This is a genomic window from Longivirga aurantiaca (assembly GCF_042660085.1).
Taxonomy (GTDB): Bacteria; Actinomycetota; Actinomycetes; order S36-B12; family CAIYMF01; genus Longivirga; species Longivirga aurantiaca.
This window is the reverse complement of sequence record NZ_JBHSTI010000008.1, coordinates 1,944,361-1,970,417: the sequence shown is the minus strand read 5'-3', so window position 1 is coordinate 1,970,417 and position 26,057 is coordinate 1,944,361. Positions and strand designations below refer to the sequence as shown.

At 74.2% G+C, this 26,057-nt stretch carries 25 protein-coding genes; 3 read left to right on the top strand and 22 right to left on the bottom strand.

The window, feature by feature from the left end; translation table 11 throughout:
• Nucleotides 1–117: 117 nt before the first annotated feature.
• Genes ACFQGU_RS13345 through ACFQGU_RS13335 form a run of 3 tightly spaced genes read right to left on the bottom strand, consistent with a single transcriptional unit; the run spans nt 118 to nt 4,134 of the window.
• The gene (locus ACFQGU_RS13345; RefSeq protein WP_386767443.1) at nt 118–813 is read right to left on the bottom strand and encodes a response regulator; all 696 of its coding nucleotides are present in this window, start codon (nt 811–813) and stop codon (nt 118–120) included.
• Entirely contained in the window at nt 810–2,186 is a 1,377-nt protein-coding gene (locus ACFQGU_RS13340; protein WP_386767441.1) for a sensor histidine kinase, read from the bottom strand. Before ACFQGU_RS13340 ends, ACFQGU_RS13345 begins: the two co-directional genes overlap by 4 nt.
• 22 nt (nt 2,187–2,208) lie before the next feature.
• The gene (locus tag ACFQGU_RS13335) at nt 2,209–4,134 is read right to left on the bottom strand and encodes an APC family permease (protein WP_386767439.1); all 1,926 of its coding nucleotides are present in this window, start codon (nt 4,132–4,134) and stop codon (nt 2,209–2,211) included.
• 145 nt (nt 4,135–4,279) lie between these two features.
• Between ACFQGU_RS13335 and ACFQGU_RS13330 the strand changes: the two genes are divergently transcribed.
• A complete protein-coding gene (locus tag ACFQGU_RS13330; protein WP_386767437.1) occupies nt 4,280–4,789 on the top strand; it encodes an RDD family protein in 510 nt (169 codons plus the stop codon).
• Nucleotides 4,790–4,801: 12 nt separating this feature from the next.
• Here the strand turns inward: ACFQGU_RS13330 and ACFQGU_RS13325 are convergent, their stop codons facing one another.
• From ACFQGU_RS13325 to ACFQGU_RS13290, 8 genes are all read right to left on the bottom strand, one after another.
• On the bottom strand, nt 4,802–5,392 hold the full coding sequence (locus ACFQGU_RS13325) for a hypothetical protein (RefSeq protein ID WP_386767435.1): 591 nt from the start codon (nt 5,390–5,392) through the stop codon (nt 4,802–4,804).
• Nucleotides 5,393–5,434: 42 nt separating this feature from the next.
• Nucleotides 5,435–5,620, bottom strand: coding sequence for a DNA-binding protein (locus ACFQGU_RS13320; RefSeq protein ID WP_386767434.1), 186 nt, complete (start codon nt 5,618–5,620; stop codon nt 5,435–5,437).
• A 109-nt stretch (nt 5,621–5,729) separates the two neighbouring features.
• Nucleotides 5,730–6,404: a DUF4191 domain-containing protein gene (locus tag ACFQGU_RS13315; protein WP_386767433.1), complete on the bottom strand. Its 675-nt coding sequence runs from the start codon at nt 6,402–6,404 to the stop codon at nt 5,730–5,732.
• Nucleotides 6,405–6,486: 82 nt separating this feature from the next.
• Complete coding sequence (gene lipA, locus ACFQGU_RS13310) at nt 6,487–7,452, bottom strand: lipoyl synthase (protein ID WP_386768295.1); 966 nt, start codon at nt 7,450–7,452, stop codon at nt 6,487–6,489.
• 46 nt (nt 7,453–7,498) lie between these two features.
• The gene (lipB, locus tag ACFQGU_RS13305) at nt 7,499–8,212 is read right to left on the bottom strand and encodes a lipoyl(octanoyl) transferase LipB (protein ID WP_386768293.1); all 714 of its coding nucleotides are present in this window, start codon (nt 8,210–8,212) and stop codon (nt 7,499–7,501) included.
• 227 nt (nt 8,213–8,439) lie between these two features.
• On the bottom strand, nt 8,440–9,378 hold the full coding sequence (locus ACFQGU_RS13300) for an aldo/keto reductase (protein WP_386767431.1): 939 nt from the start codon (nt 9,376–9,378) through the stop codon (nt 8,440–8,442).
• A gap of 119 nt (nt 9,379–9,497) precedes the next feature.
• A complete protein-coding gene (locus ACFQGU_RS13295) occupies nt 9,498–10,238 on the bottom strand; it encodes a Type 1 glutamine amidotransferase-like domain-containing protein (RefSeq protein WP_386767429.1) in 741 nt (246 codons plus the stop codon).
• 157 nt (nt 10,239–10,395) lie between these two features.
• Complete coding sequence (locus ACFQGU_RS13290; protein WP_386767427.1) at nt 10,396–11,628, bottom strand: FAD-dependent oxidoreductase; 1,233 nt, start codon at nt 11,626–11,628, stop codon at nt 10,396–10,398.
• Between the two features lie 140 nt (nt 11,629–11,768).
• On the opposite strand from ACFQGU_RS13290, the gene ACFQGU_RS13285 reads away from it, so the two are divergent.
• Entirely contained in the window at nt 11,769–13,121 is a 1,353-nt protein-coding gene (locus tag ACFQGU_RS13285; protein ID WP_386767425.1) for a hypothetical protein, read from the top strand.
• Between the two features lies 1 nt (nt 13,122).
• On the opposite strand, the gene ACFQGU_RS13280 is transcribed toward ACFQGU_RS13285, so the two are convergent.
• The 6 genes from ACFQGU_RS13280 to ACFQGU_RS13255 form a co-directional block, all read right to left on the bottom strand.
• Nucleotides 13,123–14,028, bottom strand: coding sequence for a TIGR01777 family oxidoreductase (locus tag ACFQGU_RS13280; protein WP_386767423.1), 906 nt, complete (start codon nt 14,026–14,028; stop codon nt 13,123–13,125).
• The gene (locus ACFQGU_RS13275; protein ID WP_386767421.1) at nt 13,952–14,512 is read right to left on the bottom strand and encodes an SRPBCC domain-containing protein; all 561 of its coding nucleotides are present in this window, start codon (nt 14,510–14,512) and stop codon (nt 13,952–13,954) included. The genes ACFQGU_RS13280 and ACFQGU_RS13275 overlap by 77 nt, the downstream gene beginning before the upstream one ends.
• 97 nt (nt 14,513–14,609) lie before the next feature.
• Nucleotides 14,610–16,349, bottom strand: coding sequence for a 2-oxoglutarate dehydrogenase, E2 component, dihydrolipoamide succinyltransferase (gene sucB / locus ACFQGU_RS13270; protein ID WP_386767419.1), 1,740 nt, complete (start codon nt 16,347–16,349; stop codon nt 14,610–14,612).
• A gap of 80 nt (nt 16,350–16,429) precedes the next feature.
• Nucleotides 16,430–17,809 (bottom strand): dihydrolipoyl dehydrogenase, encoded by a 1,380-nt coding sequence (gene lpdA, locus ACFQGU_RS13265; RefSeq protein ID WP_386767418.1) that lies wholly within the window; start codon nt 17,807–17,809, stop codon nt 16,430–16,432.
• Nucleotides 17,810–17,939: 130 nt separating this feature from the next.
• Nucleotides 17,940–18,542 (bottom strand): RBBP9/YdeN family alpha/beta hydrolase, encoded by a 603-nt coding sequence (locus ACFQGU_RS13260; RefSeq protein ID WP_386767416.1) that lies wholly within the window; start codon nt 18,540–18,542, stop codon nt 17,940–17,942.
• A 134-nt stretch (nt 18,543–18,676) separates the two neighbouring features.
• Complete coding sequence (locus ACFQGU_RS13255; RefSeq protein WP_386767414.1) at nt 18,677–20,191, bottom strand: leucyl aminopeptidase; 1,515 nt, start codon at nt 20,189–20,191, stop codon at nt 18,677–18,679.
• A gap of 128 nt (nt 20,192–20,319) precedes the next feature.
• On the opposite strand from ACFQGU_RS13255, the gene gcvT reads away from it, so the two are divergent.
• Nucleotides 20,320–21,432 (top strand): glycine cleavage system aminomethyltransferase GcvT, encoded by a 1,113-nt coding sequence (gene gcvT, locus ACFQGU_RS13250; RefSeq protein ID WP_386767412.1) that lies wholly within the window; start codon nt 20,320–20,322, stop codon nt 21,430–21,432.
• Nucleotides 21,433–21,535: 103 nt separating this feature from the next.
• Here gcvT and ACFQGU_RS13245 read toward each other — a convergent pair whose 3' ends face one another.
• The 5 genes from ACFQGU_RS13245 to ACFQGU_RS13225 form a co-directional block, all read right to left on the bottom strand.
• A complete protein-coding gene (locus ACFQGU_RS13245) occupies nt 21,536–21,808 on the bottom strand; it encodes a hypothetical protein (protein WP_386767411.1) in 273 nt (90 codons plus the stop codon).
• Nucleotides 21,809–21,963: 155 nt separating this feature from the next.
• Nucleotides 21,964–22,773: an adenosylcobinamide-GDP ribazoletransferase gene (locus tag ACFQGU_RS13240; protein ID WP_386767409.1), complete on the bottom strand. Its 810-nt coding sequence runs from the start codon at nt 22,771–22,773 to the stop codon at nt 21,964–21,966.
• Nucleotides 22,773–23,855, bottom strand: coding sequence for a nicotinate-nucleotide--dimethylbenzimidazole phosphoribosyltransferase (gene cobT / locus ACFQGU_RS13235; protein ID WP_386767407.1), 1,083 nt, complete (start codon nt 23,853–23,855; stop codon nt 22,773–22,775). The genes ACFQGU_RS13240 and cobT overlap by 1 nt, the downstream gene beginning before the upstream one ends.
• Nucleotides 23,852–25,261, bottom strand: a complete 1,410-nt coding sequence (locus ACFQGU_RS13230) for a bifunctional adenosylcobinamide kinase/adenosylcobinamide-phosphate guanylyltransferase (RefSeq protein ID WP_386767405.1) — start codon at nt 25,259–25,261, stop codon at nt 23,852–23,854. The genes cobT and ACFQGU_RS13230 overlap by 4 nt, the downstream gene beginning before the upstream one ends.
• Complete coding sequence (locus ACFQGU_RS13225) at nt 25,261–26,025, bottom strand: ECF transporter S component (protein ID WP_386768291.1); 765 nt, start codon at nt 26,023–26,025, stop codon at nt 25,261–25,263. Before ACFQGU_RS13225 ends, ACFQGU_RS13230 begins: the two co-directional genes overlap by 1 nt.
• Between the last annotated feature and the right edge of the window lie 32 nt (nt 26,026–26,057).

The following is a 26,057-nucleotide window of genomic DNA, read 5'->3' as shown; positions in this document are numbered from 1 at the left end:
GCGCGGGCCGACCGGGGGCCCACACGCGGGACCCGCCGAACGGGCCCGCGGCACCGTCGCCGCGCGTCGGGGCACAGCCTGCCAGAGCCGTTCCGGCGACGTCCGGCGGGGTCGGGATCAGGCGCTCCCCGAGCCGGTCACGTCGAAGCGGTAGCCCAGCCCGGCCGCGGTGATGAGGTACCGCGGGTGCGACGGGTCCGGCTCGAGCTTGCGGCGCAGCTGCGCCAGGTAGACCCGCAGGTAGTTGGTCTGGCTGCCGTACGCCGGCCCCCACACCTGCGCGAGCAGGTCTGCTCCCGGCACGAGCAGGCCGTCGGCGCGCACGAGCACCTCGAGGACGCCCCACTCGGTGGGCGTCAGGTGCACCTCGGTGCCGTCCGTGGTGCGGACGGACTTCCGGCCGAGGTCGACCGCGAAGTCCGGCGTGGTGACGGTGCCCGCGCTCGTCACCGGCCCGGCGCGGCGCTGGGCCGCGCGGATGCGTGCGAGCAGCTCCTCCATGCCGAACGGCTTGGTGAGGTAGTCGTCCGCCCCGGCGTCGAGCGCGGTGACCTTGTCGGCCTGGTCGCGTCGTGCCGAGAGCACCACGATCGGCACCCCGCTGCTGGCGCGCACCTGCTCGATCACCGCGATGCCGTCGAGGTCGGGCAGGCCGAGGTCGAGGATCACGACGTCGAACCGCCTGCTCGTGGCCAGCGCCGCGGCCTCGACGCCGGACCCGCTCGCCGTCACGCTGTGCCCGCGCGAGCGCAGCGTGAGCACGAGCGCCCTGCGCAGCTGCTCGTCGTCCTCGACCACGAGGAGCTCGGTCATCGCGCGCCTCCCCGGGCAAGCGGCAGGGTGATGCGCGCGGTGAGCCCGCCGCCCTCGGTCTCGCGCAGCTCGAGCGCGGCATCCATCGCCACGCAGAAGCGGCGCGCGATCTCGAGCCCGAGGCCGGTGCTTCCGTCGGCGTTGCTCGAGGCCGACAGGGCGGGCGCGGCGGCTGCCGTCGCGCCGAGCCCGGGGCCGTGGTCGACGACGTCGACGACCACCGCGGACGTGCGCGGGACGGCGCGGACCTCGACCGGCCGGCCCGCCCCCGCGCGACCGTGCCGCAGCGCGTTGGAGACGAGGTTCTCGACCACGCGCTCGAGCAGCACCGGGTCGGTCGAGACCAGGGGGAGCGCCTCGTCCACATGCACCGTCACCGCGCCCGGTGCGCGCCCGGTGACTGCGGACGAGACGACGCCGTACAGCGCCACGGCCTCGCGCCGCACCGGCAGCCCTCCGGCCTCGAGCCGGCTCATGTCGAGCAGGTTGGAGATGAGCTCGTCCAGGCGGGTGGTCGACGCGTCGACCGTGCCGAGCAGCTCCGTGCGCGCGTCGTCGTCGAGCTCGACGTCGGGGGAGCGCAGCGTGTCGATGGCCAGGCGCAGCCCCGCCAGGGGCGTGCGCAGGTCGTGCCCGACGCTGGCCAGCAGGGCCGACCGCGCGTCGTCGACAGCGGCGAGCCCGGCGGCGCGTGCGCGCTCGCGATCGAGCTCCTCGCTCTCGTGCGCCCGGACGGCCGCGGCGGTGAGCGACGCGATGAAGTCGGGATCCTCCGCCATGCGCGGAGCACCGGTGCCGACGAGCCGGAAGCCGTCGGGGCCGGTCGCGTCGAGCACGACGCCGGCCCCCTCGCTCGCGCCGCTCGCCGCGACCACCTCGCCGTCGCGGACGAGACGGACCTCGTCGAGGTCGAGCGCGCGGCGCACGCGGTCGAGCGAGGCGGCCGGGGCGGATGCGACGTCGCCCATGAGCTCGGCGCGCGACGCCGACGCCGCATCGCGCGACCGGGCGCGGGCGGCGAGCTCGACGAGGCCTGCCGTCACAGCGGCGACGAACGGGAAGACGACCAGCGCGACGAGGTTCTCGGTGCTCGCGACCGAGAAGGTGCCGTACGGGGGCACGAGGTACCAGTTGACGATCCCGACCACCGCGAGCGAGGCGAGCACCGCCAGCACGGGGCCGGTCACGAGCGCCAGGGCCACGACGGCGGCGAGCATCACCAGGAGCACGGCAGCGAGGTCGAGCGGGTTCCCGGCCGAGGCTGTGGCCGCCCCGACCCACACGAGGGTGATGCCGACCACGAAGGAGGCGACGCGCACGGCAGGTCGCCCGCGCGCGGCGAGCGCACCGGCGTCCGGTCGTCCGTTGGTCACGCCGTCGAGTCTTCCACCGGCGTCACCGCACCGCCGCCTCGACCGGGCCCTCGATGGGCGCGTCCTCGAGCTGCAGCGGCACCGAGATCACGATGACGCCCTTCTCCTGACGGAGGCGCACCTTGAGCCGGAGGGCGCTCTGGTTGTGCAGCAGCGCCTCCCACCAGTGGGTCACGACGTACTCGGGCACGAAGACCGCGACGATGTCGCGCGGGCTCGTGCGACGCATCTGCCGCACATGCTCGAGCACCGGCTGGGTCAGGTCGCGGTACGGCGACTCCAGGCACACCAGCGGCACGGGGATCCCGCGGTCGGCCCAGGCCTGCTGCAGGCTCGGCACGTCGCTGCGGTCGGTCACGACGTGCACGGCCTCGAGGTGGTCGGGCCGGGTGGCGCGCGCGAACGCCAGCGCCTGCATCGCCGGCGCGTGCAGCCGTGAGACGAGGACGAGGGCCTGGACGCGGCTCGGCAGCACCACGCCGCCCGGCGCGGGCGACATCCGCTCGTCGAGCGACCGGTAGTGGCGGTGGATGCCCACCATCACGGCGTAGAAGAGCGGCACGGCGATGATCACGAGCCACGCGCCGTGGGTGAACTTCGTGACCACCACGATCACGAGCACCACGGCGGTCACGGAGGCACCGAGGCCGTTGATGATCCGGTCGCGGGCCATGCGGCGACGCTCCGCCGCGGGCGCCGTGCGCATCTGGCGCGACCAGTGCTTGACCATCCCGGACTGGGAGATCGTGAACGACAGGAAGACACCGAGGATGTAGAGCTGCACCAGCCGGGTCACGCTCGCGTCGAACGCGACGATCAGCAGCACCGACGAGCCGGCGAGGAACAGGATGCCGTTGCTGAAGACGAGCTTGTCGCCGCGGCGTCCGAACTGACGGGGCAGGTAGCCGTCGCGGCCGAGCACCGAGGCCATGATCGGGAAGCTGTTGTAGGCGGTGTTCGCGGCGAGCACGAGCACGGCGGTGGTGAAGATCTGCAGCGCGAAGAACCCGATCGAGCCGCTCCCGAAGACGGCCGTCCCGAGCTGCGCCAGCACGGTCGGCTGCACGACGTCGGCCGGGAGCCCGAGGGTCGCGTTGTCCTCGGAGAGCTTGACGCCGGACGCGATCGCGAGCCAGGTGACACCGCCGAACATCGTGATGGCGAGCACGCCCATGGCGAGCAGCGTGCCGGCGGCGTTCCGTGACTTCGGCGGCTTGAAGTAGGGGACGCCGTTGGAGATCGCCTCGACACCCGTGAGCGCGGTGCAGCCCGAGGCGAACGCGCGCAGCAGCAGGAAGATCGCAGCTGCGCCTGTGGCCTGGGCGGCGTCGGACGTGAGCGAAGCCGACTCAGCCACCACCGGCTGGCCGAGCAGCATCTTCACCGCGCCCACCACGATGAGCACGACCACGCTGATGATGAAGAGGTACGTCGGTGCCGCGAACGCCTTGCCGGACTCGCGCACGCCGCGGAGGTTCATGAGCGTGAGGCCGATGACGAGGCCGACGCTGATCTCCACGGTGTACGGGGCGAGATCGGGGAAGGCCGAGGTGAAGTTGGCGACCCCGGACGTCACGGACACGGCCACGGTCAGGATGTAGTCGACGATGAGCGCGCTCGCAGCGACGAGCGCCGTGCGCTGCCCGAAGTTGTCCTGGGCTACGGCGTACGCTCCGCCGCCGTTCGGGTAGGCGTGCACCGTGCGCCGGTACGACGTCACGACGATCGCGAGCAGCGCGATGACGGCCAGGGCGACCCACGGCGTGAACATCAGGGCTGCGGCGCCGCCGAGCACGAGCACCAGGAGGATCTGGTCGGTCGCGTAGGCGACGCTCGAGAGCGGGTCGCTGCAGAAGATCGGCAGTGCGAGGCGCTTGGACAGCAGGGTGCGGTGGCCTTCGGAGGAGTCGATGGGGCTGCCGACGAAGGCGCGCTTGAGGATGCTCACGACTACGTCGTACGCCCGCCGAGGCCGGTGGTTCGCGCGATCTTGACGCGATCCTGACGCCGTGGCGGGAACCCTGACGCCGCCCTGACGCGGGGCGACCGGACCTCGGTCGGCGGGGTCGTCGTGCGCCGCTTAGCCTTGCCCGGTGGCAGGTGAGCAGAACGCACCCGACGGAGAGCAGCAGTCGCGCGGGCTGACCAGGCGCGACCTCGGGTCGTGGCTGTCGGGCCCCGGCTCGGTGCTGCCGCCGACGCAGGACTACCCCGGGCAGCGCCTCGGTCTCCCCGACGACGGCCCGGGCTCGATCGCCCGCTGGGGCCGCCGGATCGGCGCCCTGTTCCTCGACTGGTTCGCGTGCGTGCTGCTCGTGCGCCTGCTGTTCTCCGGCCTCGCCTACGGCACCCCGGAGTCGAGCTTCGCCACGATGGGCGTGTTCCTGGTGCAGCTCACGCTGCTCACCTGGGCGACGGGATCGTCGTTCGGCCAGCGGGTGTTCGGGATCGGCGTCCTGCGCCTGGACGGCATGCCCCCGGGCTTCGGCCGCGCGTTCCTGCGCAGCCTGCAGGTGTGCCTGCTCGTCCCGGCCGTGATCTGGGACCGCGACATGCGGGGCCTGCACGACCGCTCGCTCGGTCTGGTGCTCGTCCGCCGCTGACGCGGCCCGACCTCAGACCGGCAGCGTGGTCAGGTCGCCCGCGACGATCTCGCGGTCGTCGGTGTCGTCCACCTCGGCCAGGCGCGCCACGGCCTTGGCCTTCCACTCGACCGCCGCGGCCTTGTCGCCGGCGACGGCGTACGCGCGGGCGAGCGCCTCGTTCTTCTCGGTGCCGACCGCGGTCCAGAAGTGCCGGGAGGCGTGCGCGGTGTGCACGAGCTCCTCGTCGTCCGCCGCTGTGCGGTCGCTCTTCTCGAGCGGCTCCCACACGCGGTTGTAGAGGGCCTTGGCGAGCGCGGTCTGCGGGCCGGCGTCGAGGCTGCCGGTGGTGGTCTGCGACATGACGTGCTCCTCGGGGGAGTGGTCGTGCCCCTGGTCGGGGTCGACGAGGTGGGTGAGCCGGTGCAGGACCCGCTGGAGCGGCGTGACCCGCGTGGCGACCGGGTCGCGGTGCCGGGCGAGGAGCGCACGGCGTACGGCGGGGTCGTCCTCGGCGATGACCGCGCCGACCTCGTCGTTGTGGCGCAGCGCGCCGACCGACAGCCCGGCGAGCCGGGCGAGCTGCCCGATGCCGAGCATGTCGTCGGTGCTGCGGCCCTGCATCGGCGTCAGCCTGAGGTCTGGGGCAGCCCGAGGGGCAGGCGCTCAGGTGAGGGGCTCGAGGCCGGCGGCCTCGAGCGCCTCGGAGAGGATGCGGATCGCGCGGGGCCCGACGCCGTGCAGCGCGAGCAGCCGCCGCGCCGGACGGCCGGCGACCGACTCGAGCGTGGTGATGCCCTCGATGGTGAGCGCGCGCGTCGCCGGGGCGCCGATGTTCGGCAGGGCCGTCACGCCAGCACCTTCCTGCGCCGGGAATGTGCCCCCGGTTCGGTCGTGAAGTCACGACCGAACGGCTCGGGAAGCAACAGTTCCGGGGGCAATTGTCCGGGCGGCGGAGGGATCAGCTGCGGGGGATCTTGGTGCCCTTGGGCAGCGGGCCCTTGGGGATCGGCAGCGGTGTGGTGGTGAGGGCGTCGAGGCGCTTGCGCAGCGTGCTGACCTGTGCGGGCTTCAGCGAGCGCGGCAGCTTCATCACGTGCCGCTGCAGCTTGCGGATCGGCACCTGGCCGGGCTCGTTGCCGGACTGCACCTCGATGATCGGCGTCTCGCCGACGTAGCGTGCGTGCCGCTTGCGCTCGTTGGCCAGCAGGTTCGCCGCACGGCTCGCGGGGGCCTCGGACACCAGGATCACGCCCGGACGGCCGAGCACGCGGTGCACGACGTCCTGGTTCTTCGTGACGGCGACGGCCGGGGTGACGTACCAGCCCGAGCGCAGCGTGGAGAGCGCGGAGGCGGCGGCGCCGGCCTGCCCCTCGATCGAGGCGTACGCCGCCGACTCGGCGCGGCGGGCGAAGATGTAGGTGGCTGCGAGCAGGGCGGTCGGGACGCCGAGCACGATCCAGAACCACAGCGGGCCGAACACGGCGCCGAGCGCCACCATGACCAGCAGGACGCCGAGGAAGACACCGGCGAGGATCCACGGGATCTTCGGGTCGGCGCGACGGGTCAGCTTGTACGTCTCGCGGATCTGCGCGATGCGGCCGCGGGGGGCCGGGCTGGGCGCGTTGCTGCTCACGGGTGTGCGCTCCGGTGGTCGATGGTGAGGCCCCCAGGGTAGACGCCTCGGAGGCCCGCGACGAACCGCCCCGGCACAGGTGTCAGGCGGTGGCTCCGCCGGTCACGATCGTGGCCGCCCCGCCCGTGGCCCGGGCCTCGAGCGCCTGCTGGTGCAGGCGCCCGGCACGGTACGACGAGCGCACGAGCGGGCCGCTCATCACACCGGCGAAGCCGATCGCGGTAGCGGTCTCGGCGAGCTCGACGAACTCCTCGGGCTTCACCCAGCGGGTGACCGGGTGATGCTTGGGGCTCGGCCGCAGGTACTGCGTGATGGTGATCAGGTCGCAGCCGGCGTCGTGCAGGTCGTGCAGGGCCTGCACGACCTCGGGGATCTCCTCGCCCATGCCCAGGATCAGGTTGGACTTGGTGACCATCCCCGCGGCACGGGCCTGGGTGATGACGTCGAGGGACCGGTCGTACCGGAACGCCGGACGGATGCGCTTGAAGATGCGCGGCACGGTCTCGACGTTGTGCGCGAGCACCTCGGGGGCGGCGTCGAACACCTGCTGGAGGAGCTCGGGCTTGCCGGAGAAGTCGGGGATGAGCACCTCGACGCCGGTGCCCGGGTTGAGCTCGTGGATCTTGCGGACCGTCTCTGCGTAGAGCCAGGCGCCCTCGTCGGGGAGGTCGTCGCGGGCGACGCCGGTGACCGTGGCGTACCGCAGGCCCATCGTGGCCACCGACTCCGCCACGCGGCGGGGCTCGTCGCGGTCGAGGGGGTCGGGGCGGCCGGTGTCGATCTGGCAGAAGTCGCAGCGGCGCGAGCACTGGCTGCCGCCGATGAGGAACGTGGCCTCGGCGTCCTCCCAGCACTCGTAGATGTTGGGGCAGCCCGCCTCCTGGCACACCGTGTGCAGGCCCTCGGACTTCACCATGCCGCTGATGCGCTGGAACTCCGGGCCGGTCCTCAGCGTGGTCTTGATCCAGCTGGGCTTGCGCTCGATCGGCACCTCGGCGTTGCGCGCCTCGATCCGCAGCATGCGGCGGCCGTCGGGTGCGGTCTGCACGACGTCGTCGTGGCTGGGCGTGGTCGTTCCGACCGAGTCGGTCACGTCAGCCTTCCTGGTTCTGCTCGACGAGGGTTCCGTACTGCGCGGCGAGCCCCGCGATGACGGGGCCGAGGGCGTCCTGCACGGTTATGGTGCGGCCGAGCTCGGCGGTGAGGCTCGTGACGCCGGCGTCCTCGATGCCGCACGGCACGATGCGGTCGAACCAGCTGAGGTCGCAGTCGCAGTTGAGCGCGAAGCCGTGCATGGTGACGCCGCGGCTGACGCGGACGCCGATCGCGGCCACCTTGCGCTCGGGGCGCGTGCCCTGCAGCGGGGTGTCGGCGGCCACCTTGCGCTCGGGGCGCGTGCCCTGCAGCGGGGTGTCGGCGGCCACCCAGACGCCGGTGCGGCCCTCGACGCGCATCGTCTCGAGGCCGAAGCCGGCGCAGACCTTCATGAGGACGTCCTCGAGCACGCGGACGTGCTCGACCACGTCGACGGGCTCGGCGAGACGCACGATCGGGTAGCCGACGAGCTGGCCGGGGCCGTGCCAGGTGATCTGGCCGCCGCGGTCGACGTCGACCACGGGGGTGCCGTCGGTCGGGCGGTCGGCGGGGCGGGTGCGCTTGCCGGCGGTGTAGGTGGGCGGGTGCTCGAGCAGGAGGATCTCGCCGGGGGAGCCGCTGGTGACGACGCGGTCGTGCGTGGCGCGCTGCAGGTCCCAGGCGTCGGCGTACGGCACGAGCCCGGGCCCGAGGCCGACGACGCGGTACGACAGCGCGGTGCTCGGCGCAGCGAGCAGCCCGGCGTACGTCGTCGTCTCCGCAGTCACGACGGCCAGCCTAAGCCCGCCCCCGCCGCACCGCCCCACCCGCTCGCTCTCGGCGTACCCCCGGGTTTGCGATGAAGGGTGGGCCCCCGCCGGGCGACGATGGGCGAAGCCCCCGCCCGGTAGGGGCCTTCGCTGCTGAGAGCGCAACAGTTCCGGCCTTCACCGATAGGTACTCAGTCGGGGTAGACCGACTCGTTGGTGCCCTCGGTGGCGTCGAGGCGGGCGAGCTGCTCGGCGCTGAGGTCGAGGTACGCCGCCCGCGCGGCGGAGTCGGCCGTGGCGAACCGGGTGAACCCCGGGATCGGCACGACGGTCGGGCCCTGCGCGATGAGCCACGCGAGCGCCACCTCGTGCGCGGTCACCTCGGTGCCGGTCGATTCCGTGAGCTCGGCCGCGACGGCGGCGAACTCGGGGTACGCCGTCGGCAGGTTCTTGGCGTCGTCGCCTCCGCCGAACGGCGACCACGGGAAGAACGCGACGTTGTTCGCGATCGCCCACTCGAACACGTCGGTGTCGCCGCGGTAGCGGGGGCTGCGCTCGTTCTCGACGGCGCCGACCGTGCCCTGCGTGACCTCCCACGCAGTCTGGGCCTCGGCGAGGTTGATGTTGCCGATGCCGATCGCCGGTGCGAAGCCGGCGTCGCGGACGGCGAGCATGCCGCGCACGGTCTCGGCGTACGGCTGCTGCGCGCGGTTGACGCGGTGGTTGATGATCACGTCGGGCTCGAAGCCGAGCGCGGTCACGCTGGCCTCGGCTGCTCGCAGCAGGTAGTCGCGCGAGCCGTCGCGCCCCCACTCGCTCTCGGGCGGGCCCGGCGTACGCGTGATCCCGATCTTGGTGACGACGACGATGAGGTCGCGGCCGCCCGACCAGGTGCGGACGGCCTCACCGACGATGCGCTCGTTGTGCCCGACCTCGGACGCGCTGGGCGCGTAGATGTCGGCGGTGTCGACGAGGCGCAGCCCGGCGTCGAACGCGTGGTGCAGGACCGCGATGGCGTCCTCGAGCGGCATCGTCGTGCCGTCGGGGCGGGCGTTCGACAGCGGCATCGCACCGACGCCGATCACCGGCACGGGCTTGGCGGTCAGCAGGGGGATCGTGGTGGTCTTCATAAGCCCACCTCACCACAGCCGCCATGATCGTGCCGCCGCCGGCCCGAGTTCTTCCGTCAAGGACAGAGCACGCCCGTGAAGGGCGGTTCCTGTCCTTGACGGGTGATGCTCGAGGCGGGTCAGGCGATGGGGCCGGGGGCGAACCTGGTCTCGACAACGCCGCCGTCGGCGGTGCGCTCGACGCGGTACGCCGCAGGCCCGGTCTCGGGGTCGACGTCGTAGTCGGTGATCACGCGGACCGGCTCGGTGCCCTCGTACAGGATCCCGACGCGGTCGTCGGTGCAGTACGACAGCGGCAGCTCGCCGCTGCGCACGAGCGACTGCAGCATCGGACGGCGCTGCGCCTCGCTGTCGTAGTGGACGCCGTTGCCGTACGGGATCAGGCAGAGGCCGCCGGTGACGATGCGCAGATCGGGTCCGTAGGAGTCCGTCGTACCGCCGACGTGCCAGCAGATCGAGCCGGCGCTCACGCCGCCGAGGACGACGCCGCGCTCCCACGCGTCGCGCGCGGCCTCGTCGACGCCGTGCACGCGCCAGAGCGCGAGGAGGTTCGCGACCGATCCGCCGCCGACCCAGACGACGTCGGCCTGGCCGAACGCCTCCTCCGGCGTCTGGTTGGGGTAGGGGAAGAGCACGAGGTGGTCGGCGTCCACCGAGAGGTCGCGCGTGGCCTGGTACGACAGGGCGAGGTAGTTCTTGTCGTCGCCGGACGCCGTGTGCACGAACAGCACGCGCGGCCGGTCCTTGCCCGACAGCCGCAGCGCCTCGAGGAAGGTGCCGCCGGGGCGGCGCGCGTTCTCGCGCCCGCTCTCGGCCAGCATGAAGCCGCCGCTGGTGGCCAGGATGCGTCGCGTCGTCATGCCGCCGAACCTACGCGAGCGGCCGCCGACGCGCGCTCGCGATGCCCGCCCGCCTCACCGCACCGCGTCGATGAAGGCCGGGTCTGTTCGGCTCTCGTGGATGTGCGTGGGCCCCCGCTTGCCGAGGAGGCGCAGCCGACGAGGTCAGGAGGGGACTTCATCCAGAACGGAGGAGGGCGGTGGCGATGCGGCGGCCGGAGACGAGGGCGCCCTGGATCGAGGCGGTGTCGCGGTGGTCGCCGGCGACGTAGACCCCGTCGTACGTCGGCTCGCGCGTGAGCGGCGTGCCGGGCGGCATGGCCGGCACGCACGCCGCGATCCGGTGCACGGCCACGGTGTCCCAACGGCTGACTTCCACGCCGTGCAGCAGCCCGAGATGCCGGCGTACGTCGGCCTCATCGACCTCGAGCCCCAGCGCGGTGCTGGCCACGAGCGCGCGGCCGTCGCGCGAGTACGCCGGAGCCGCCGAGGAGACCGCGACCGTGTTGACCACGGGACCGCGGCGGTCGGGATCGACCACGAGCACGGGAATCCCTTGGGTGAGAGCAGAATCCGGCACGTCGGTCAGGTGCCACCACGTGGTGCCGGCGTTCATCCGCGGCACCTCGAGCCCCGGCAGCAGCGCCCCCGCGGCGCCCGCATCGGTCGCCACCACCACGGCACGCGCAGCGATCACCGAGCCGTCCTCCAGCGTGACCGACGTCGCTGTCACCGAGCGCACAGGCGTGGAGAGCCGTACGTCGACCCCCTGCGCGAGCTGCACCGGGATCGCCCCCATGCCGGCCGACGGCACCGACGGCGTTCCGCGCACGAACGACCGCAGCACCAGCTCGACGAACCGCCGCGACGTGGTGCGCGAGTCGTCGAACAGCACGCCCGACAGGAACGGCGCCAGCACGCGCTCGGTGATCTCGCCGAACGGCCGCAGCGTCTCCCCGATGGTGGTGTCGACCCCGTCCTTGATGCGCGACGCCGGCAGGTAGCCGACGCCGGCGGCGTACGCCGCGAAGCGCAGCTGCTGCAGCCGCGAGCCCGGGGTCGAGCGCACCGTGGAGGCGAGCGCGGACGGCGTACGCCGCGGATCGGCCACGACCGGACGCTGCCCGTCGGCGCCGGCGAGCAGCACGCCGGCGGTGAACGGCCGCAGCGCCAGCGCGTCGAGGTCGAGCACCCGCTCCGCCTCGGGGTACGCCGGGTTGAGCAGCTGGAAGCCGCGGTCGACCGTCACGCCGTCGACGACGTCGCTGCGCATGCGCCCGCCGACGCCGTCCGACGCCTCGAGCACCACGCACGTGCGGCCGTGCGCCGCCAGGTGCCGCGCGGCAGCCAGCCCCGCGAGGCCGGCCCCAACGACGACGACGTCGATCTCGGGCTCGCGCAGCGGTGTCACCCGTCGATCGTCCCGGTTCGTGCAGGGGCACGCACGTCCACCCCCGCAGATGCGCATCGAGACGGGCGCGTCCCTTTCCCCCGGCCCGGGCCTGTGGACGACGCGAGCGGGGTGCGGCGCCGGGCGGGCACCGTGGCCGCATGACGCGCCGCACCGAGCCCGAGCCCCTGCCGACCGTCGAGCGCACCGCCCCCGGCGCCGCCGACCCCGACGCCGTCCCCTTGCTCGCGCGCGACCTCGGCCGGCTGAGCGAGGTACGGGCCCCTACGCTCGCGCCGCTCGTGCGCTGGTCGTCGTCCCCCGACGGCGTCGTGCTCGTCCACCGCGTGCCCGACGGCGCGGTCTCGCTCGACGCCGTACGCCGGGGAGGCCCGCTGCGCGCCGGGCACGTGCTCGCGGCCGCGACCGCGGTGGCGGAGGCGCTCGTGGCGCTGCATGCCGCGGGCCTCGCGCACGGCGGGGTGAGCGCGCAGCAGGTGCTCGTGGCCCCTAATGGGTCGGTGCTGCTCGCGGGGTCCGGCCTCGCCTGGCGCGCCGTGCCCGGAAGGCTCGACGGGCCGACGCCGGAGTCCGACGTCGCCGCGGTCGGCGACCTCGTGCGCCTCCTGCTCGGCCGCGGGGGAGCTCCTGGACCGCTCGTCCTCGCCGCCCTGCGCGCCGCCGACCCCGATCCCGTGCTGCGGCCCGACGCTGACCAGCTGCTCGACCTGCTGCGCTCCTGCGGCCGCCCGGAGAGCCTGCTCGACGCGCTGTGGCAGCAGCCGTCGGCTCCGGCCGCCCCTCCCGCACCGGCCGCACCGCGACCCACTGGGGCGGCACCCCGACCGCGCTCGGCCCGGGCCGCCGCTCCACCGGCCGAGCAGCCGCCGCCCGGGTCGCGACGCCGGGCTCAGGACAAGCCGCCGGCGAGGCTCTCGGTCCGCACGGTGGCCTCGGTGGCGTTCGTGCTGCTGGTCGGGCTCGGCGCGGTCCGGGCCGTGACGGCGGTCGGCGCGGTGGCCTCTGAGCCGACCCCCGGGGCCGTACCTGCGCCGGCCGTGGTGCCCGAGGTATCCGCCACACCGGTGGCTCCGCCCCCCGCGGAGCCCGTGGCCACCGACTGGGCCGCGGTGCTCGCAGCCCTCGACTCCGGCCGTCGGCAGGCGCTCGCCTCCGGCGACCGTGACGCTCTCGCGCGCTGGGTCGACCCGGCGGGTGCTGCCTGGGCGCGCGACGCCGCGCTCCTGGCGCGGCTCGCGGGGTCGGGCGCCAGGCTCTCGGGCGGCGAGGTGGTGCTGGAGGAGGCGAGGCTGCTGCGCGCCGACGCCGACCGCGTCGTGCTGGCGGTGCGCGACCGGCGTACGGCCTACGACGTGGTGCAGGGCGGTACGACGACCCACGTGCCCGAGCGCACCGCGGCCTGGTGGACGGTGACGCTCACGCCGATGCCGGCCCTCGACGGCGACGGCTGGCGGATCGCCGAGGTGCGCGGCCGCGAGGACCGTGCGGGCTGAATCAGCCGAGCATGTCCTCGACGATCGAGGCGATCGTGGGGTGCGAGAACTCGAAGCCGCTCGCGGTCAGCGCGTTCGGGGCCATCCGCTGGCTGATGACGAGCTCGTCGGCGAACTCGCCGAGGACGATCCGCAGACCGAACAGCGGTGCCGGCACCAGCGACGGGCGCGACAGCGCCCGCCCGAGAGCCTTGGCGAGGTCGCCGTTCGTGACCTGCTCGGGCGCTGCGAAGTTGGCCGGACCCACGAGGGAGTCGGTGTCGATGGCGTGCCGGATGCCGCGCACCTCGTCGGTGAGCGAGATGAGCGACCACCACTGCTTGCCGTTGCCGAGCGGTCCGCCGCCGCCGAGCTTGAAGACCGGCAGCCAGCGGCCGAACGCACCGCCGTCCGGGTCGGCGACGGTGCCGGTGCGCGGGTGCACCACGCGCACCCCCACCTCGCGGGCCGGCTCGGCCGCGAGCTCCCACGACTGGCACACGTGCGCGAGGAACGTGCGGCCCGCGTGCGCGCTCTCGTCGGCGGCCACGGGGCCGGTGTCGCCGTAGTAGCCGCTCGCACTGCCCGAGACGAAGACCGGCGGCTTGCTCGCCACATCGGTGATGGCGGTCGCGAGGCATGTCGTGGCGGCCACCCGGGAGTCGAGGATCTGGTGCTTCCACGCCTCGTCCCAGCGCTTCTCGGCCACACCGGCGCCCGCGAGGTTGACCACGGCGCCCGCGCCGTCGATGGCCGCGCGCAGCTCGGCCGTCACGCCCGAGGCGCCGAGGGACGGGTCCCACTGCACCTGTCCCGCCGCGGTCGGCGTACGCCGGACCAGCGTCACCACGTCATGGCCGTCCGCCTGCAGCGAGGCGACGAGCGAGGAACCGATCAGACCGGACGAGCCCGAGACCACGACCTTCATGCCGCGAGTCTGTCGGTCCGGGGGCCCCGCCGCCACATCGGGAGGCGGCCTCGCCGCGCTCCTGCAGCACGCCCTTGAGGCGGCCGAGCAGCAGCGCCCAGGTCTGCTCGTACTCCGCGACGCTGTCGGGGGTCTGGCCCAGGCCCTCCTGGGTGACGGTGACGACGGTGCCGCCCTGCTCGGCCATCACCTCGTACGTCACGACGTGGGGGTCGAGGGGGGCGTCGGCGAGAGCGAGCCCGCCGCTGCGGTGCGTCGTGCGCAGCCGCGTCGGGCGGTCGACCTCGAGCACGGTGCCCGAGTCCTCGAACGGCTGGCCGGCCACGAGGCCCGACCACGTGACGGTGGAGCCGGGCGTCCAGTCGCTCGCAACCTCGGCGCCACCCATCCAGAGGCGGGTCAGCTCGGGGGAGGTGAGCCCTTCCCAGACCTGCTCGGGGCTGGCGTCGACGACGACGTGCACGCGTGCCATGAGTTCAGTCATGGGCACGAGGTACCCATCGGAGGTCGATCCCAACCACCCCGCGCACGTGCGACGGCCCACGCCCCAGGGGGCGTGGGCCGTCGTACGCGCTGGGGGGCTACAGGCCGAGCTCGGCCTCGAAGTTGGCGTCCTCGAGGCGCTGCTTCATGGCCACGAGGAAGCGGGCGGCGTCGGCGCCGTCCACGATCCGGTGGTCGTAGGTCAGCGCCAGGTAGACCATCGAGCGGACGGCGATCGAGTCGCTGCCGGTCTCGTCGGTCACGACGACCGGGCGCTTGACGACCGCGCCCGTGCCGAGGATCGCGACCTGCGGCTGGTTGATGATCGGCGTGTCGAACAGCGCGCCGCGGCTGCCGGTGTTGGTCAGCGTGAACGTGCCGCCCGAGAGCTCGTCCGGGCTCACCTTGTTGGTGCGGGTGCGCTCGGCGAGGTCGGAGATCTTGCGCGAGATGCCCGCGATGTTGAGGTCGCCCGCGTCGCGGATCACCGGCACGAGCAGGCCGCGCTCGGTGTCGACCGCGATACCCAGGTGCTCGCCGTCGTGGTAGGTGACGGTGCCGGCGGCCTGGTCGATCGACGCGTTGACCTGGGGGTACTGCTTGAGCGCCTCGACGGCGGCCTTGGCGAAGAACGGCAGGAACGAGAGCTTGACGCCCTCGGTGGCCTCGAACTGCTTCTTCACCTTGCCGCGCAGCTGCGCGATGCGGGTGACGTCGACCTCGACCACGGAGGTGAGCTGCGCCGAGACGTGCAGCGACTCGACCATGCGCTCGGCGATGACCTTGCGCAGGCGGGTCATCGGCTCGGTGCGCCCGCGCAGCGGGGACGCCGCGACGACGGGAGCAGCGGCCGTAGCGGGGGCGGCGGCAGGCGCGGGGGTCGCGGCGGCGGCCTTGGCGGCCTCTGCAGCGGCGAGGACGTCCTGCTTGCGGATGCGGCCGCCGACGCCGGTGCCGGTGACCGACGCGAGGTCGACTCCGTTGTCGGAGGCGAGCTTGCGCACGAGCGGCGTCACGTAGGTGTCGGCCGCGGCAGCGGGCGCAGCCGCGACAGGCGGAGCGGCTGCAGGTGCGGGTGCCGGGGGAGCAGCGGGTGCTGCGACGGGCGCGGCCGGTGCCGGGGTCGAGGGGGCCTCGACGGCTGCGGAGGGTGCCGGGGCAGCGACGGGGGCGGGCGCGGCCGGTGCCGGGGCGGCGGCCGGAGCCGCGCCGGCGACGCCGACGACCCCGAGCGTGCCGCCGACCTGCACGACGGCGTCCTCGCCGACGGTGATCTCGAGCAGCGTGCCCGCGACCGGCGACGGGATCTCGGTGTCGACCTTGTCGGTCGAGACCTCGACCAGCGGCTCGTCGACCGCGACGGAGTCGCCGACGGCCTTGAGCCAGCGGGTGACGGTGCCCTCGGTGACGCTCTCGCCGAGGGCGGGCAGCACGACGGGGGTGCCGGCGCCCGACGGCGCGGCAGCGGGGGCAGCGGCCGGAGCAGCGGGCGCCTCGGCGACCGGCGCGGCGACGGGCTCGGCCACGGGTGCGGCGGGCGCCTCGACGACAGGTGCCGGGGCAGCGGGCGCCTCGACGGGGGCAGCAGCGCCGGCCTCGTCGGCAGCACCGATGACTCCGAGCTCGCCGCCGACGGCGACGACCTCGTCCTCGCCCGCCGTGATCGCGAGCAGGACGCCCGAGGCCGGTGCCGGGATCTCGGTGTCGACCTTGTCGGTCGACACCTCCACCAGCGGCTCGTCGGCCTGGACGGTGTCACCGACCTGCTTGAGCCAGCGGGTGACCGTGCCCTCGGTGACGCTCTCGCCGAGCTGGGGCAACGTGACGGAGACCGACATGGCCTGCGTGACTCCTTCGGTGCGGGGACGTTCGGGCAGCACTGCCGCGCGTCAGATCCTGGCGCGCGACGGGGGGTGTGTCAGGAGTGCGCGTGCAACGGCTTGCCGGCGAGCGCGAGGAAGGCCTCGCCGAACGCCTCGTTCTGGGTGGGGTGCGCGTGCACGAGGGCGGCGACGTCCTCGGGGTAGGCCTCCCAGTTGACGACGAGCTGGCCCTCGCCGACGAGCTCGCCGACGCGGGCGCCGACCATGTGCACGCCGACCACGGGGCCGTCCTTCTCGCGGACGAGCTTGATGAAGCCGGTGGTGCCGAGGATCTGGCTCTTGCCGTTGCCGCCGAGGTTGTACTCGTAGGCCTCGACGTTGCCCTCGCCGAACTTCTCCGTGGCCTGGGCCTGGGTGAGGCCGACCGAGGCGACCTCGGGCTCGCAGTAGGTCACGCGCGGGATCCCGGCCTCGTCGATGACGCGGGGGCTGAGCCCGGCGATCTCCTCGGCCACGAAGATGCCCTGCTGGAAGCCGCGGTGCGCGAGCTGCAGGCCGGGGACGATGTCGCCGACGGCGTACACGCCCGGGACGTTGGTCTGCAGGCGCTCGTTGGTCAGCACGAAGCCGCGGTCCATCGCGACGCCGACGGCCTCGTAGCCGCAGTTGGCGGTCTGCGGGCCGCGGCCGACCGCGACGAGCAGGACGTCGGCCGTGAGGCTCTCGCCGCTCTCGAGGGTGACGGTGACGCTCGACTCGTCCTGGGTGACGCCGGAGAAGCGCACCCCGGTCTTGGCCTTGATGCCCCGCTTGCGGAACGCACGGTCGAGGGCCTTGGAGCAGGCCTCGTCCTCGTTCGGCACGAGGCGGGGGAGCGCCTCGACGATGGTGACGTCGGCGCCGAAGGACTTCCAGACGCTCGCGAACTCGACGCCGATCACGCCGCCGCCGAGCACGATCGCGGACTGCGGCACGTAGTCGAGGCTGAGCGCCTCGAACGACGTGATCACGCGGCCGCCGATCTCGAGGCCGGGCAGCGAACGGGCGTAGGACCCCGTGGCGAGGATGACGGCCCTGGTCGCGGTGTAGGTGGTGCCGGCGACGTCGACCGTGGTCGGCGAGGTCAGCGTGCCGGTGCCCTCGACGAGGATGATGTCGCGGCTCTTCACCAGCCCCTGCAGCCCCTTGTAGAGGCGGGCGATCACGCCGTCGCGGTAGCCGTAGACCTTCTCGATGTCGATGCCCTCGAAGGTGGCCTTGACGCCGTACGCCTCGGACTCCTTGGCCGAGTCGGCGACCTCGGCCGCGTGCAGCAGCGCCTTGGTCGGGATGCAGCCCCAGTGCAGGCAGGTGCCGCCGAGCTTGTCCTTCTCGATGAGAGCCACCGAGAGGCCGAGCTGGGCGCCGCGCAGCGCAGCGGCGTAGCCGCCGCTGCCGCCGCCGAGGATGACGAGGTCGAACGAGGTCCCGGACACGGGCGCTCCTCATAGGTGCGTGTGATCAGGTGCAGCGGTCAGAGGCCCGAGGTGACGGGCGTCGGCCCATCCTTCCACCTGCCGTGGCCGCACGTGACCGCGGGTGATGCGCCCTCGGCGAACCTCTCGGCTACCCGCGGGTAGGCCAGGCGGCCGCGCCGCTCTCGGCCCACGCGATCACGTCCGGCCACTCGCCGTACCCGTCGCCGAGGGCGAGGTGGCCGCCGCCCGGCACGAGCACCACCGGGATGCCGAGGGGCTCGCCGAAGACGACGTCGACCCCCTCGTCGCACCACGCGTCGTCGCCGCTCCACACCAGAAGGGTGCTGCCCGCGGACGCCGCCACCTGCTCGGCGGTCGGGCTGCCGTCCGCAGGGCGCAGCGCGAAGGCGGGCGCGGCGTCGGCAAGGGCCGAGTGGCCGGCGGGTGCCACGAGCAGCACCCGGGCCGGACGGACGGCGAGGCCGCGCGCCACGGCGTGCAGCCAGGCGACCGCGCCGAGCGAGTGCCCGACGACGGTCAGCGGGCCGTCGCCCGCCTCGTCGAGGATGGCGAGCTCGGCGTCGAGGAGGTCGAGCCAGGTCGTGAGGTCGGGGGAGTCGGTGTCGGGCAGCTGGGGGTAGACCACCACGTGCCCGGCCAGGCGCAGGGCGGCCGCGAGCCGGCGCTCCCAGTGGCCCTCCGGGCGGCGGTTGGTGAGCCCGTGCAGCACGAGGAACCGCTGCGTCGTCATGGGTCCTCCCTGGAAAGGAGGAGCCCCGCCCCGGCTGCTGCCGGGACGGGGCTCCGATGCCCTGCGGTCGAACGGTCGAACGGTCGTGCGGATGACCGGGCCGTCAGACGGCGCCGTCGACTGCGTTGTCGTCGTCAGACGGCACCATCTGCGATGTCCTCGGCGAGCTGCACCAGGGTGCGGACGGCAGCGCCCGTGCCGCCCTTCGGGGTGTAGCCGTGCGGGCCGCCTGCGTTGTACGACGGGCCCGCGATGTCGAGGTGCGCCCAGCGCTGCCCGTCCTTGATGAACTCGGCCAGGAAGATGCCGCCCGTCATCATGCCGCCGTGGGGGCGGCCCACCAGCGGGATGTTCATGATGTCGGCGACCGAGCTGTCGAGGTTGGCGCGCAGCTCCTCCGGGAACGGCATCGGCCAGGCGGCCTCGCCGGCCCGCTTCGAGGCGTCGTGCACGGCCTCGCGGAGGTCGTCGTCGTTGGACATGATCCCGAAGGTGCGCGAGCCGAGGGCGACGACGGCCGCGCCGGTGAGCGTGGCGATGTCGACGATGACGTCGGGCTTGTCCTCCTGCGCGCGGACGAGGCCGTCCATGAGCACGAGGCGGCCCTCGGCGTCGGTGTCCATGACCTCGACGGTCTTGCCGCCATAGGCGCGGATGACGTCGCCGGGGCGCTGGGCCTTGCCGCTCGGCATGTTCTCGGCCACGCAGAGGTAGCCGGTGACGTTGACGGGCAGGCCGAGCTTCGCGATCGCGACGACGGCGGCCGCGGTGGCGGCGGCGCCGCCCATGTCGCCCTTCATCTCGTGCATGTTGAGCGAGGGCTTGATCGAGATGCCGCCGGTGTCGAATGTGATGCCCTTGCCGACGAGCGCGAGGTGCGCGGTCGCGCCCTCGGGGCGGTAGGCGAGCCGGGCGAGCCGCGGCGGGTTGGCCGAGCCCTTGCCGACGCCGAGGATGCCGCCGTACCCGCCTGCGGCGAGGGCCTTCTCGTCGAGCACCTCGACCTCGACCGAGAGGCCGTCGACCGCATCGGCCGCAGCGGCGACGAGGGCCGCCGGGGGAAGGTCGCCGGCCGGGGTGTTGACGAGGTCGCGGGCGAGGATCACCGCGCCGGCGATGGCCTTGGCCCGGGCGACGGCCGCGACGGTGGACGCGTCCTTGGCGTCGGCGACGGCGAGCGTGATGCGGGTGACCGGGGCCTTCTGCGCGGCCTTGGAGTCGACGCGGAAGGAGTCGAACGAGTAGGCGCCGAGGAGGGCGCCCTGGGCGACGGCGTCGAGGCCGGCGGCGGTCTCGACGGGCAGCGCGAGCACCGCGCGCTTGCTGCCGGCGACCGAGCGGACGGCGTTGCCGGCGGCGCGGCGCAGCGCCTCGTCGTTCCACGGCCCGGCGCCGAGGCCGACCGCGACGACGACGGGGGCGGCGGAGATCCCGGCGCCGGGCACGCGGACGACGTCGCCCGCCTTGCCCGTGGCGCCGAGGGCCGCGAGGGCCTCCTCGAGCTTGCGCTTGGGGGCGGCCTTCAGGCCGGCGGCGGGGCCGGCGAGGACGGCGCCCTTCTTGCGGCCGCCAGCGGGCACGGTCGCGACGACGAGGACGTCGCCCGCGATGGTCGCGATGTCGGCGGAGTTCAGGGCAAGGGTGGTCACAGTGCGCTCCCGTGGTCGAGGTCTGCCCTGAACCTACCGGGAGACGGGCGGGTTGACCCGTCGCCCGGGACGGCCGTGCCCCGTGCTGCCTGAGGCGGACACGGCCCGCGGCCGATACGGTGCGGGGCGTGACCGACGCCTCCACGCCGCTGCTGTCCCCGCTGCACGACCGCCACCTCGCGCTGGGCGCGAAGCTGGGCGACTTCGGCGGGTGGTCGATGCCTCTCGAGTACGCCGGCGGCGGGGTCGTCGCCGAGCACACCGCGGTGCGCGAGCGGGTCGGCGTCTTCGACGTCTCGCACCTGGGCAAGGCCTCGGTGACCGGGCCCGGCGCGGCGGCGTTCCTCGACTCGGTGCTGACCAACAGCCTCGACCGGATCGGGCCCGGCAAGGCGCAGTACACCCTGCTGTGCGACGAGGCTGGCGGCGTCGTCGACGACCTCATCGCCTACCTGCACGGCCCGGACGACGTCTTCCTCATCCCGAACGCCTCCAACACCGCCGAGGTCGTGCGGATCCTCGCCGCCGCGGCGCCCGAGGGCGTCACGGTGACCAACCTGCACCACGAGCACGGCGTGCTCGCCGTCCAGGGGCCGCGCTCGGCTGCGCTCCTCGACGCGCTCGGCCTGCCGTCCGACCTCGAGTACATGGCGTTCCTGCCGGCCACGCTCGACGGCACCGACCTCCTCGTGTGCCGCACCGGCTACACCGGCGAGCACGGCTACGAGCTCGTCGTGCCGTGGGCGGCCGCGGGCGCCGTCTGGGACGCGATCCTCGCGGCGGGGGCCGGCGACGACATCCGCGCGTGCGGCCTCGGCGCGCGCGACACCCTGCGCACCGAGATGGGCTACCCGCTGCACGGCCAGGACCTGTCGCTCGCGATCAGCCCCGTGCAGGCCCGTGCTGGCTGGGCGGTGGGCTGGAAGAAGCCGGCGTTCCACGGCCGCGACGCGCTCGTGGCCGAGAAGGAGGCGGGTCCCGCCCGTCGCTCCGTCGGGCTGGTGTCGCTCGAGCGCGGCATCCCGCGCCCGCACATGGCCGTCTCGACCGTCGACGGCGCGCCGCTCGGCGAGATCACGTCGGGCACGTTCTCCCCGACCCTGAAGGTGGGCATCGCGCTCGCCCTGCTCGACACCTCGGCCGGTCTCGCCGACGGCGACGAGGTGCTGGTCGACGTCCGCGGCCGGGCGTCGCGGTTCGCCGTCGCCACGCCGCCGTTCGTCGACCGCTCCACCCGCTGACCGAGCACCCGGCACGGCCCGGGATGCGCGACAGGCGCCGTCCCCTGGCGGGGAGGCGCCTGTCGATGCGTGCGCGACGCTCGGTCGTGGGGGGTCAGGCCGACTACGGCGTGGCGCTGACCGAGGTCTGGCCGCCGGTCTGCGCGACCGAGTTGTCGTAGGCCACGAACGCGAAGGTGGCCATCGAGACCACCATGCCGGCCACGATCAGGGCGTACATGCCGCGGAAGAAGCCGTCGCCGGTCTCGGCGTCGGCGGCCCGACGGCGGGCAGCGGAGGACAGGTACGCCGGGACGGCGGGGGCGGCCGGAGCAGCAGGCTGCTCGGCGCCGAACTCGAGCTCGAACTCGCGCAGGTCGTCGGTGGTCGCAGTCATGGGGACATTCTGGCAAGAAGGTAAGGGTGCCCTTGCCTCACCTGGCGTGACCTCCGCCACGACGACCCGTCGACCGGCGTGATCCCGACCACAGCAGGGGGTTGCTTCTCACGATGCGGACAGCGCACCCCAGGAGTCGGCGGCGAGGGGCGCGGTCAGGGGAGGAGGGCGAGCGAGAGGAGCACGGCGGTGAAGGTGAGCTCGGCGGTGGCGCCGAGGACGTCGCCGGTGATGCCGCCGAAGCGGGCCTGGGCCCGGCGGACGACGAGGTAGCCGGCGAGCAGGCCGACCGCAGTGCCGATCACGAGGGCGGCGGCGAGCCGGCGACCGCCGTCGTCGTCGCCGAGGCCGAGCAGGACGGCGACGGCCAGGACGGCGGCCGTGAGCAGCGCCGCGGCGGCGTACGGCACGGAGCCCGCCACCGCCGCGCCGAGCCCGTCGGGCCGGGCCGAGCGGGCGAGCGGCGTGCACGCCCACACGATCGCGAGCCGGGCGACCACGCAAGCGAGCACGAGGCTCACGGTCCCGCGGCCCGCGAGGTCGCACGCGGTGAGCGCCAGGATCTGCACGACGAGCACCAGCACCAGGGTGATCGCGCCGAACGCCCCGATGTCGGGCTGGCGCATCACGGCGAGTCGCCGCTCGCGGGCGCCGTCGTCGTCGCCCTTCACCCCCAGGCCGTCGGCGGTGTCGGCGAGACCGTCGAGGTGCAGGCCGCGGGTGAGGACCGCGAGCGTGATGATCGCCAGCGTCGCCGCGACCAGCGTGACCACGATGTGCGTGCGGTGGCCGAGCGGCGAGAGCCGTACGGCGAGGATCACCACCGCGCCGACCAGCGCCAGCAGCGCGCCGACGAGCGGTGCGAGCAGCATCGCGTCGCGGGCGGTGCGCCGGTCGACCACCCGCGGCGGCGGGACGCGCAGGATCGTGAAGGTGCCGAGGGCGAGGCGCACGGAGTCGGGCATCAGGCCTCCCGGTCCGAGACGCCGGCCTCGTCGAAGGTCGCCATCTCGCGCAGGGTCGCGCCCGCCGCGACGAGGACGGGCAGCGCCACCAACGCGCCGGTTCCCTCGCCGAGGCGCAGGCCGTAGTCGACGATCGGCTCGAGCCGCAGCCGGTCGAGCGCCGCGGCCGCCGACGGCTCGGTCGACCGGTGCCCGGCGAGCCACCACTCGCGCGCGCGGAACGAGACCCGCTGCGCCACGAGGGCCGCCGCGCACGACACCACGCCGTCGAGCAGCACCGGCGTACGCCGTGCCGCCGCGCCCAGCAGCAGCCCCGTCATGGCTGCGATGTCGGCGCCCCCGACGGTGGTCAGCAGCGCCATCGGGTCGCCCTTCACCGCCCGCCCGCGGCGCATGGCGTCGCGCACCGCCGCGGTCTTGCGCATCCACGTCGCGTCGTCGATGCCGGTGCCGCGACCGACGACCGACGCCGCGTCCTGGTTCGTGTAGAGCCCGGTGATCACCGCCGCCGGAGTGGTGTTGCCGATGCCCATGTCGCCGGGGATGAGGAGATCCGCGCCCGCATCGACCTCGTCGTCGGCGATGCGCACGCCGAGCGCGAAGGCCGCCTCGGCCTCCTCGCGCGTCATCGCGTCCTCGCGGTCGATCGAGCCGCTGCCCCTGCGCACCTTGTCGCGCACGACGTCGTCCGGCACCGATGCGCCGAGCTCGGTCCAGTCGACGTCGACCGCGACGTCGACGACTCGGACGGTGGCGCCGTTCTGCCGCGCGAGCACGTTCACGGCCGCGCCGCCGGCGAGGAAGTTGAGCACCATCTGGGCGGTGACCTCGGGCGGGTAGGCGCTGGTGCCCGCGGTGCGCGCGATCCCGTGGTCGCCCGCGAGCACGATGACGCGCACGCGCTCGAGCGGTCGAGGCGGGCACACGCCCTGCGCCGCGCAGAGCCAGAGCGAGAGCTCCTCGAGCCGCCCGAGCGCGCCCGTCGGCTTGGTCAGCCGCGACTGCCGCTCGGCCGCGGCGGCGCGTGCGTCGTCGTCGGGCAGGTCGATGCGTGCGACGAGGGCGTCGAGGTCGACGGTCACGGTGCTGCTGCGCTGCTTCCGGGCTTGAGGGGCAGGACGGTCCCTGCGACGACGAGGGACACAGCGTCGCACTCCGAGGCGACGCGGGCGTTGAGGCGTCCGAGCGCGTCGCGGTAGAGGCGGCCCGACTCGTGCTCGGGCACGACGCCGCTGCCGACCTCGTTCGACACGAGCACGAGCGTGCGCGTCGTACGTCGGACCGCGTCGACCAGCGCCGCGACCTCGCGCTCCACCTCGGCCAGCGCGGCCGCGCGCCCGGCCGTGCCCGGCTCGGACGCCCAGACGCCCGAGGCGTCGAGGACGCCCGCGAGCCAGAGCGAGAGGCAGTCCAGCAGCACGGGCGGGCCCGGGGAGAGCAGGAGCTTCGCGACGTCGAGCGTCTCCGTGGTCGTCCACGACGCCGGGCGGCGCTCCCGGTGCAGCGCCACGCGCGCGGCCCACTCGTCGTCGCCGTCGCGCGATCCGCCGGTGGCGACGTACTCGACGTCGGCCGTCGCGGCGAACATCCGCTCGGCCTCGTGCGACTTGCCCGAGCGGGCACCCCCGAGCAGCAGGGTGCGCCGCGGGAGCATCGCCGTCGCTGCGTCCGGCACCGCACCCACCTCGATCTCGGTCAGGTCGTCGACGGTCCGCACGCCCCACGGCGCGAGCACCCGCGCGAGCTCGGGCCCCGGCGGGTTGTGGTGGCTGAGGTGCACGGCCACGACGTCGGTCGCGTCGGTGAGGGCGCCCACCTCGCGCAGCCGGCGCAGCTCGCCGGGAAGCGTCGCGAGGTCGAGGTGGCCGGTGCCGTGGTCGAGGTAGGTGCCGAAGGTCTGCTCGACCAGCAGCAGGTCGAGCGCCGAGCCGGCCAGCGCCGCGACGGTCGCGTCGGGCAGGGGCCCGGTGTCGGTCGCGTAGAGCAGCCGCGACCCGTCGGGCGCGGTCACGTCGTAGAGGACGGCGTCGCGGGTGAGGGCGTCGGCGCCGACGTCGTGCGCCGCAGCGAGCACGCGGACCGCGTAGCCGTCGAGGTCGAGGACGTCGCCCGGCGCGACGGCGGTGAGCGCCACGGTGTCGTGCGGGCCGATCCAGTGCTCGCACGCGTCGACGACCGACGGCGGGCCCACCACGCGGAGCGACGACGCAGGCCCCGCCCACGACCGGGCGAGCAGTGCGGCCGGGTCGAGGTGGTCGTGGTGCGCGTGGGTCACGAGGACGGCGGCGAGGCCGGCGAGGCTGCGTCCGGCGCGCGAGGCCTGGCGAGGGGTGTCCGGGCCGAAGTCGAGCAGGAGCACGTCGTCGACGAGCACCGAGGTGGTCGTGCGCACCGATCCGCTCGTGCGCGCCCAGGTGCAGGAGGCGCACTCGCAGAACGGGTTCGGCCAGCCGTCCGCCGATCCGGTGCCGAGGACCAGCGCCCGCATCAGCGCACGTCCTCGAACCGCACCGGCACCTCGAACGCCGCGCGCCTCGACGCCCGCCGCAGGGCGGTCAGCACCGGCCGACCGGCCACCAGCACGAGCACCACGGTCAGCACCGCGCGCGGGATGTCGAAGCCGAGCGACGTGGTGAGGTTGAACAGCATCCAGTGCTGCAGGTTCTCGGTGAACGTGCCGCCCGGCACGTACGACAGCCCGGCCGGGAACCCCTGGTCGGCGGTGATGAACGGCCAGAACCACAGGTTGAGCAGGAAGCCGTAGGCGATCGCGGCGACGAAGGCGTACGCCGCGAGCAGCCCGAGCTCGCGCCGTCCGCCGGCCCGCGGCAGCAGGCCCGCGCCGAGTCCCACCCAGGCCGCGCCGACCATCTGGAACGGCAGCCATGGCCCGACGCCGCCCGTCACCATCGCGGAGGCGAACATCCCCACGGCGCCGAGGCAGAAGCCGAAGCCGGGGCCGAGCGCGCGGCCGCCGAGCACCAGCACGATCCACATCGGCTCGAAGCCGGCGTGCCCGCTGCCGAACGGCCGGAGCGCGGCAGCGGCGGCCGACAGCACCCCGAGCAGCGCGATGCCCTTGGCGTCCAGGCCGCCGTCGGCGACCTCGGCGAGGACGACCGCGAGCACGAGCGGAAGCATCGCGGCGAAGAGCCAGGGGGCGTCGGCGGCATGCGCCACGATCGACGAGCCGGCGGGTGCCATCAGCGGCCAGGCGAAGGCGACGATGCCGACCGCGCTGGCCAGGACCATCGCGGCGAGCGAGCGGCGGCCGATGCGGACGG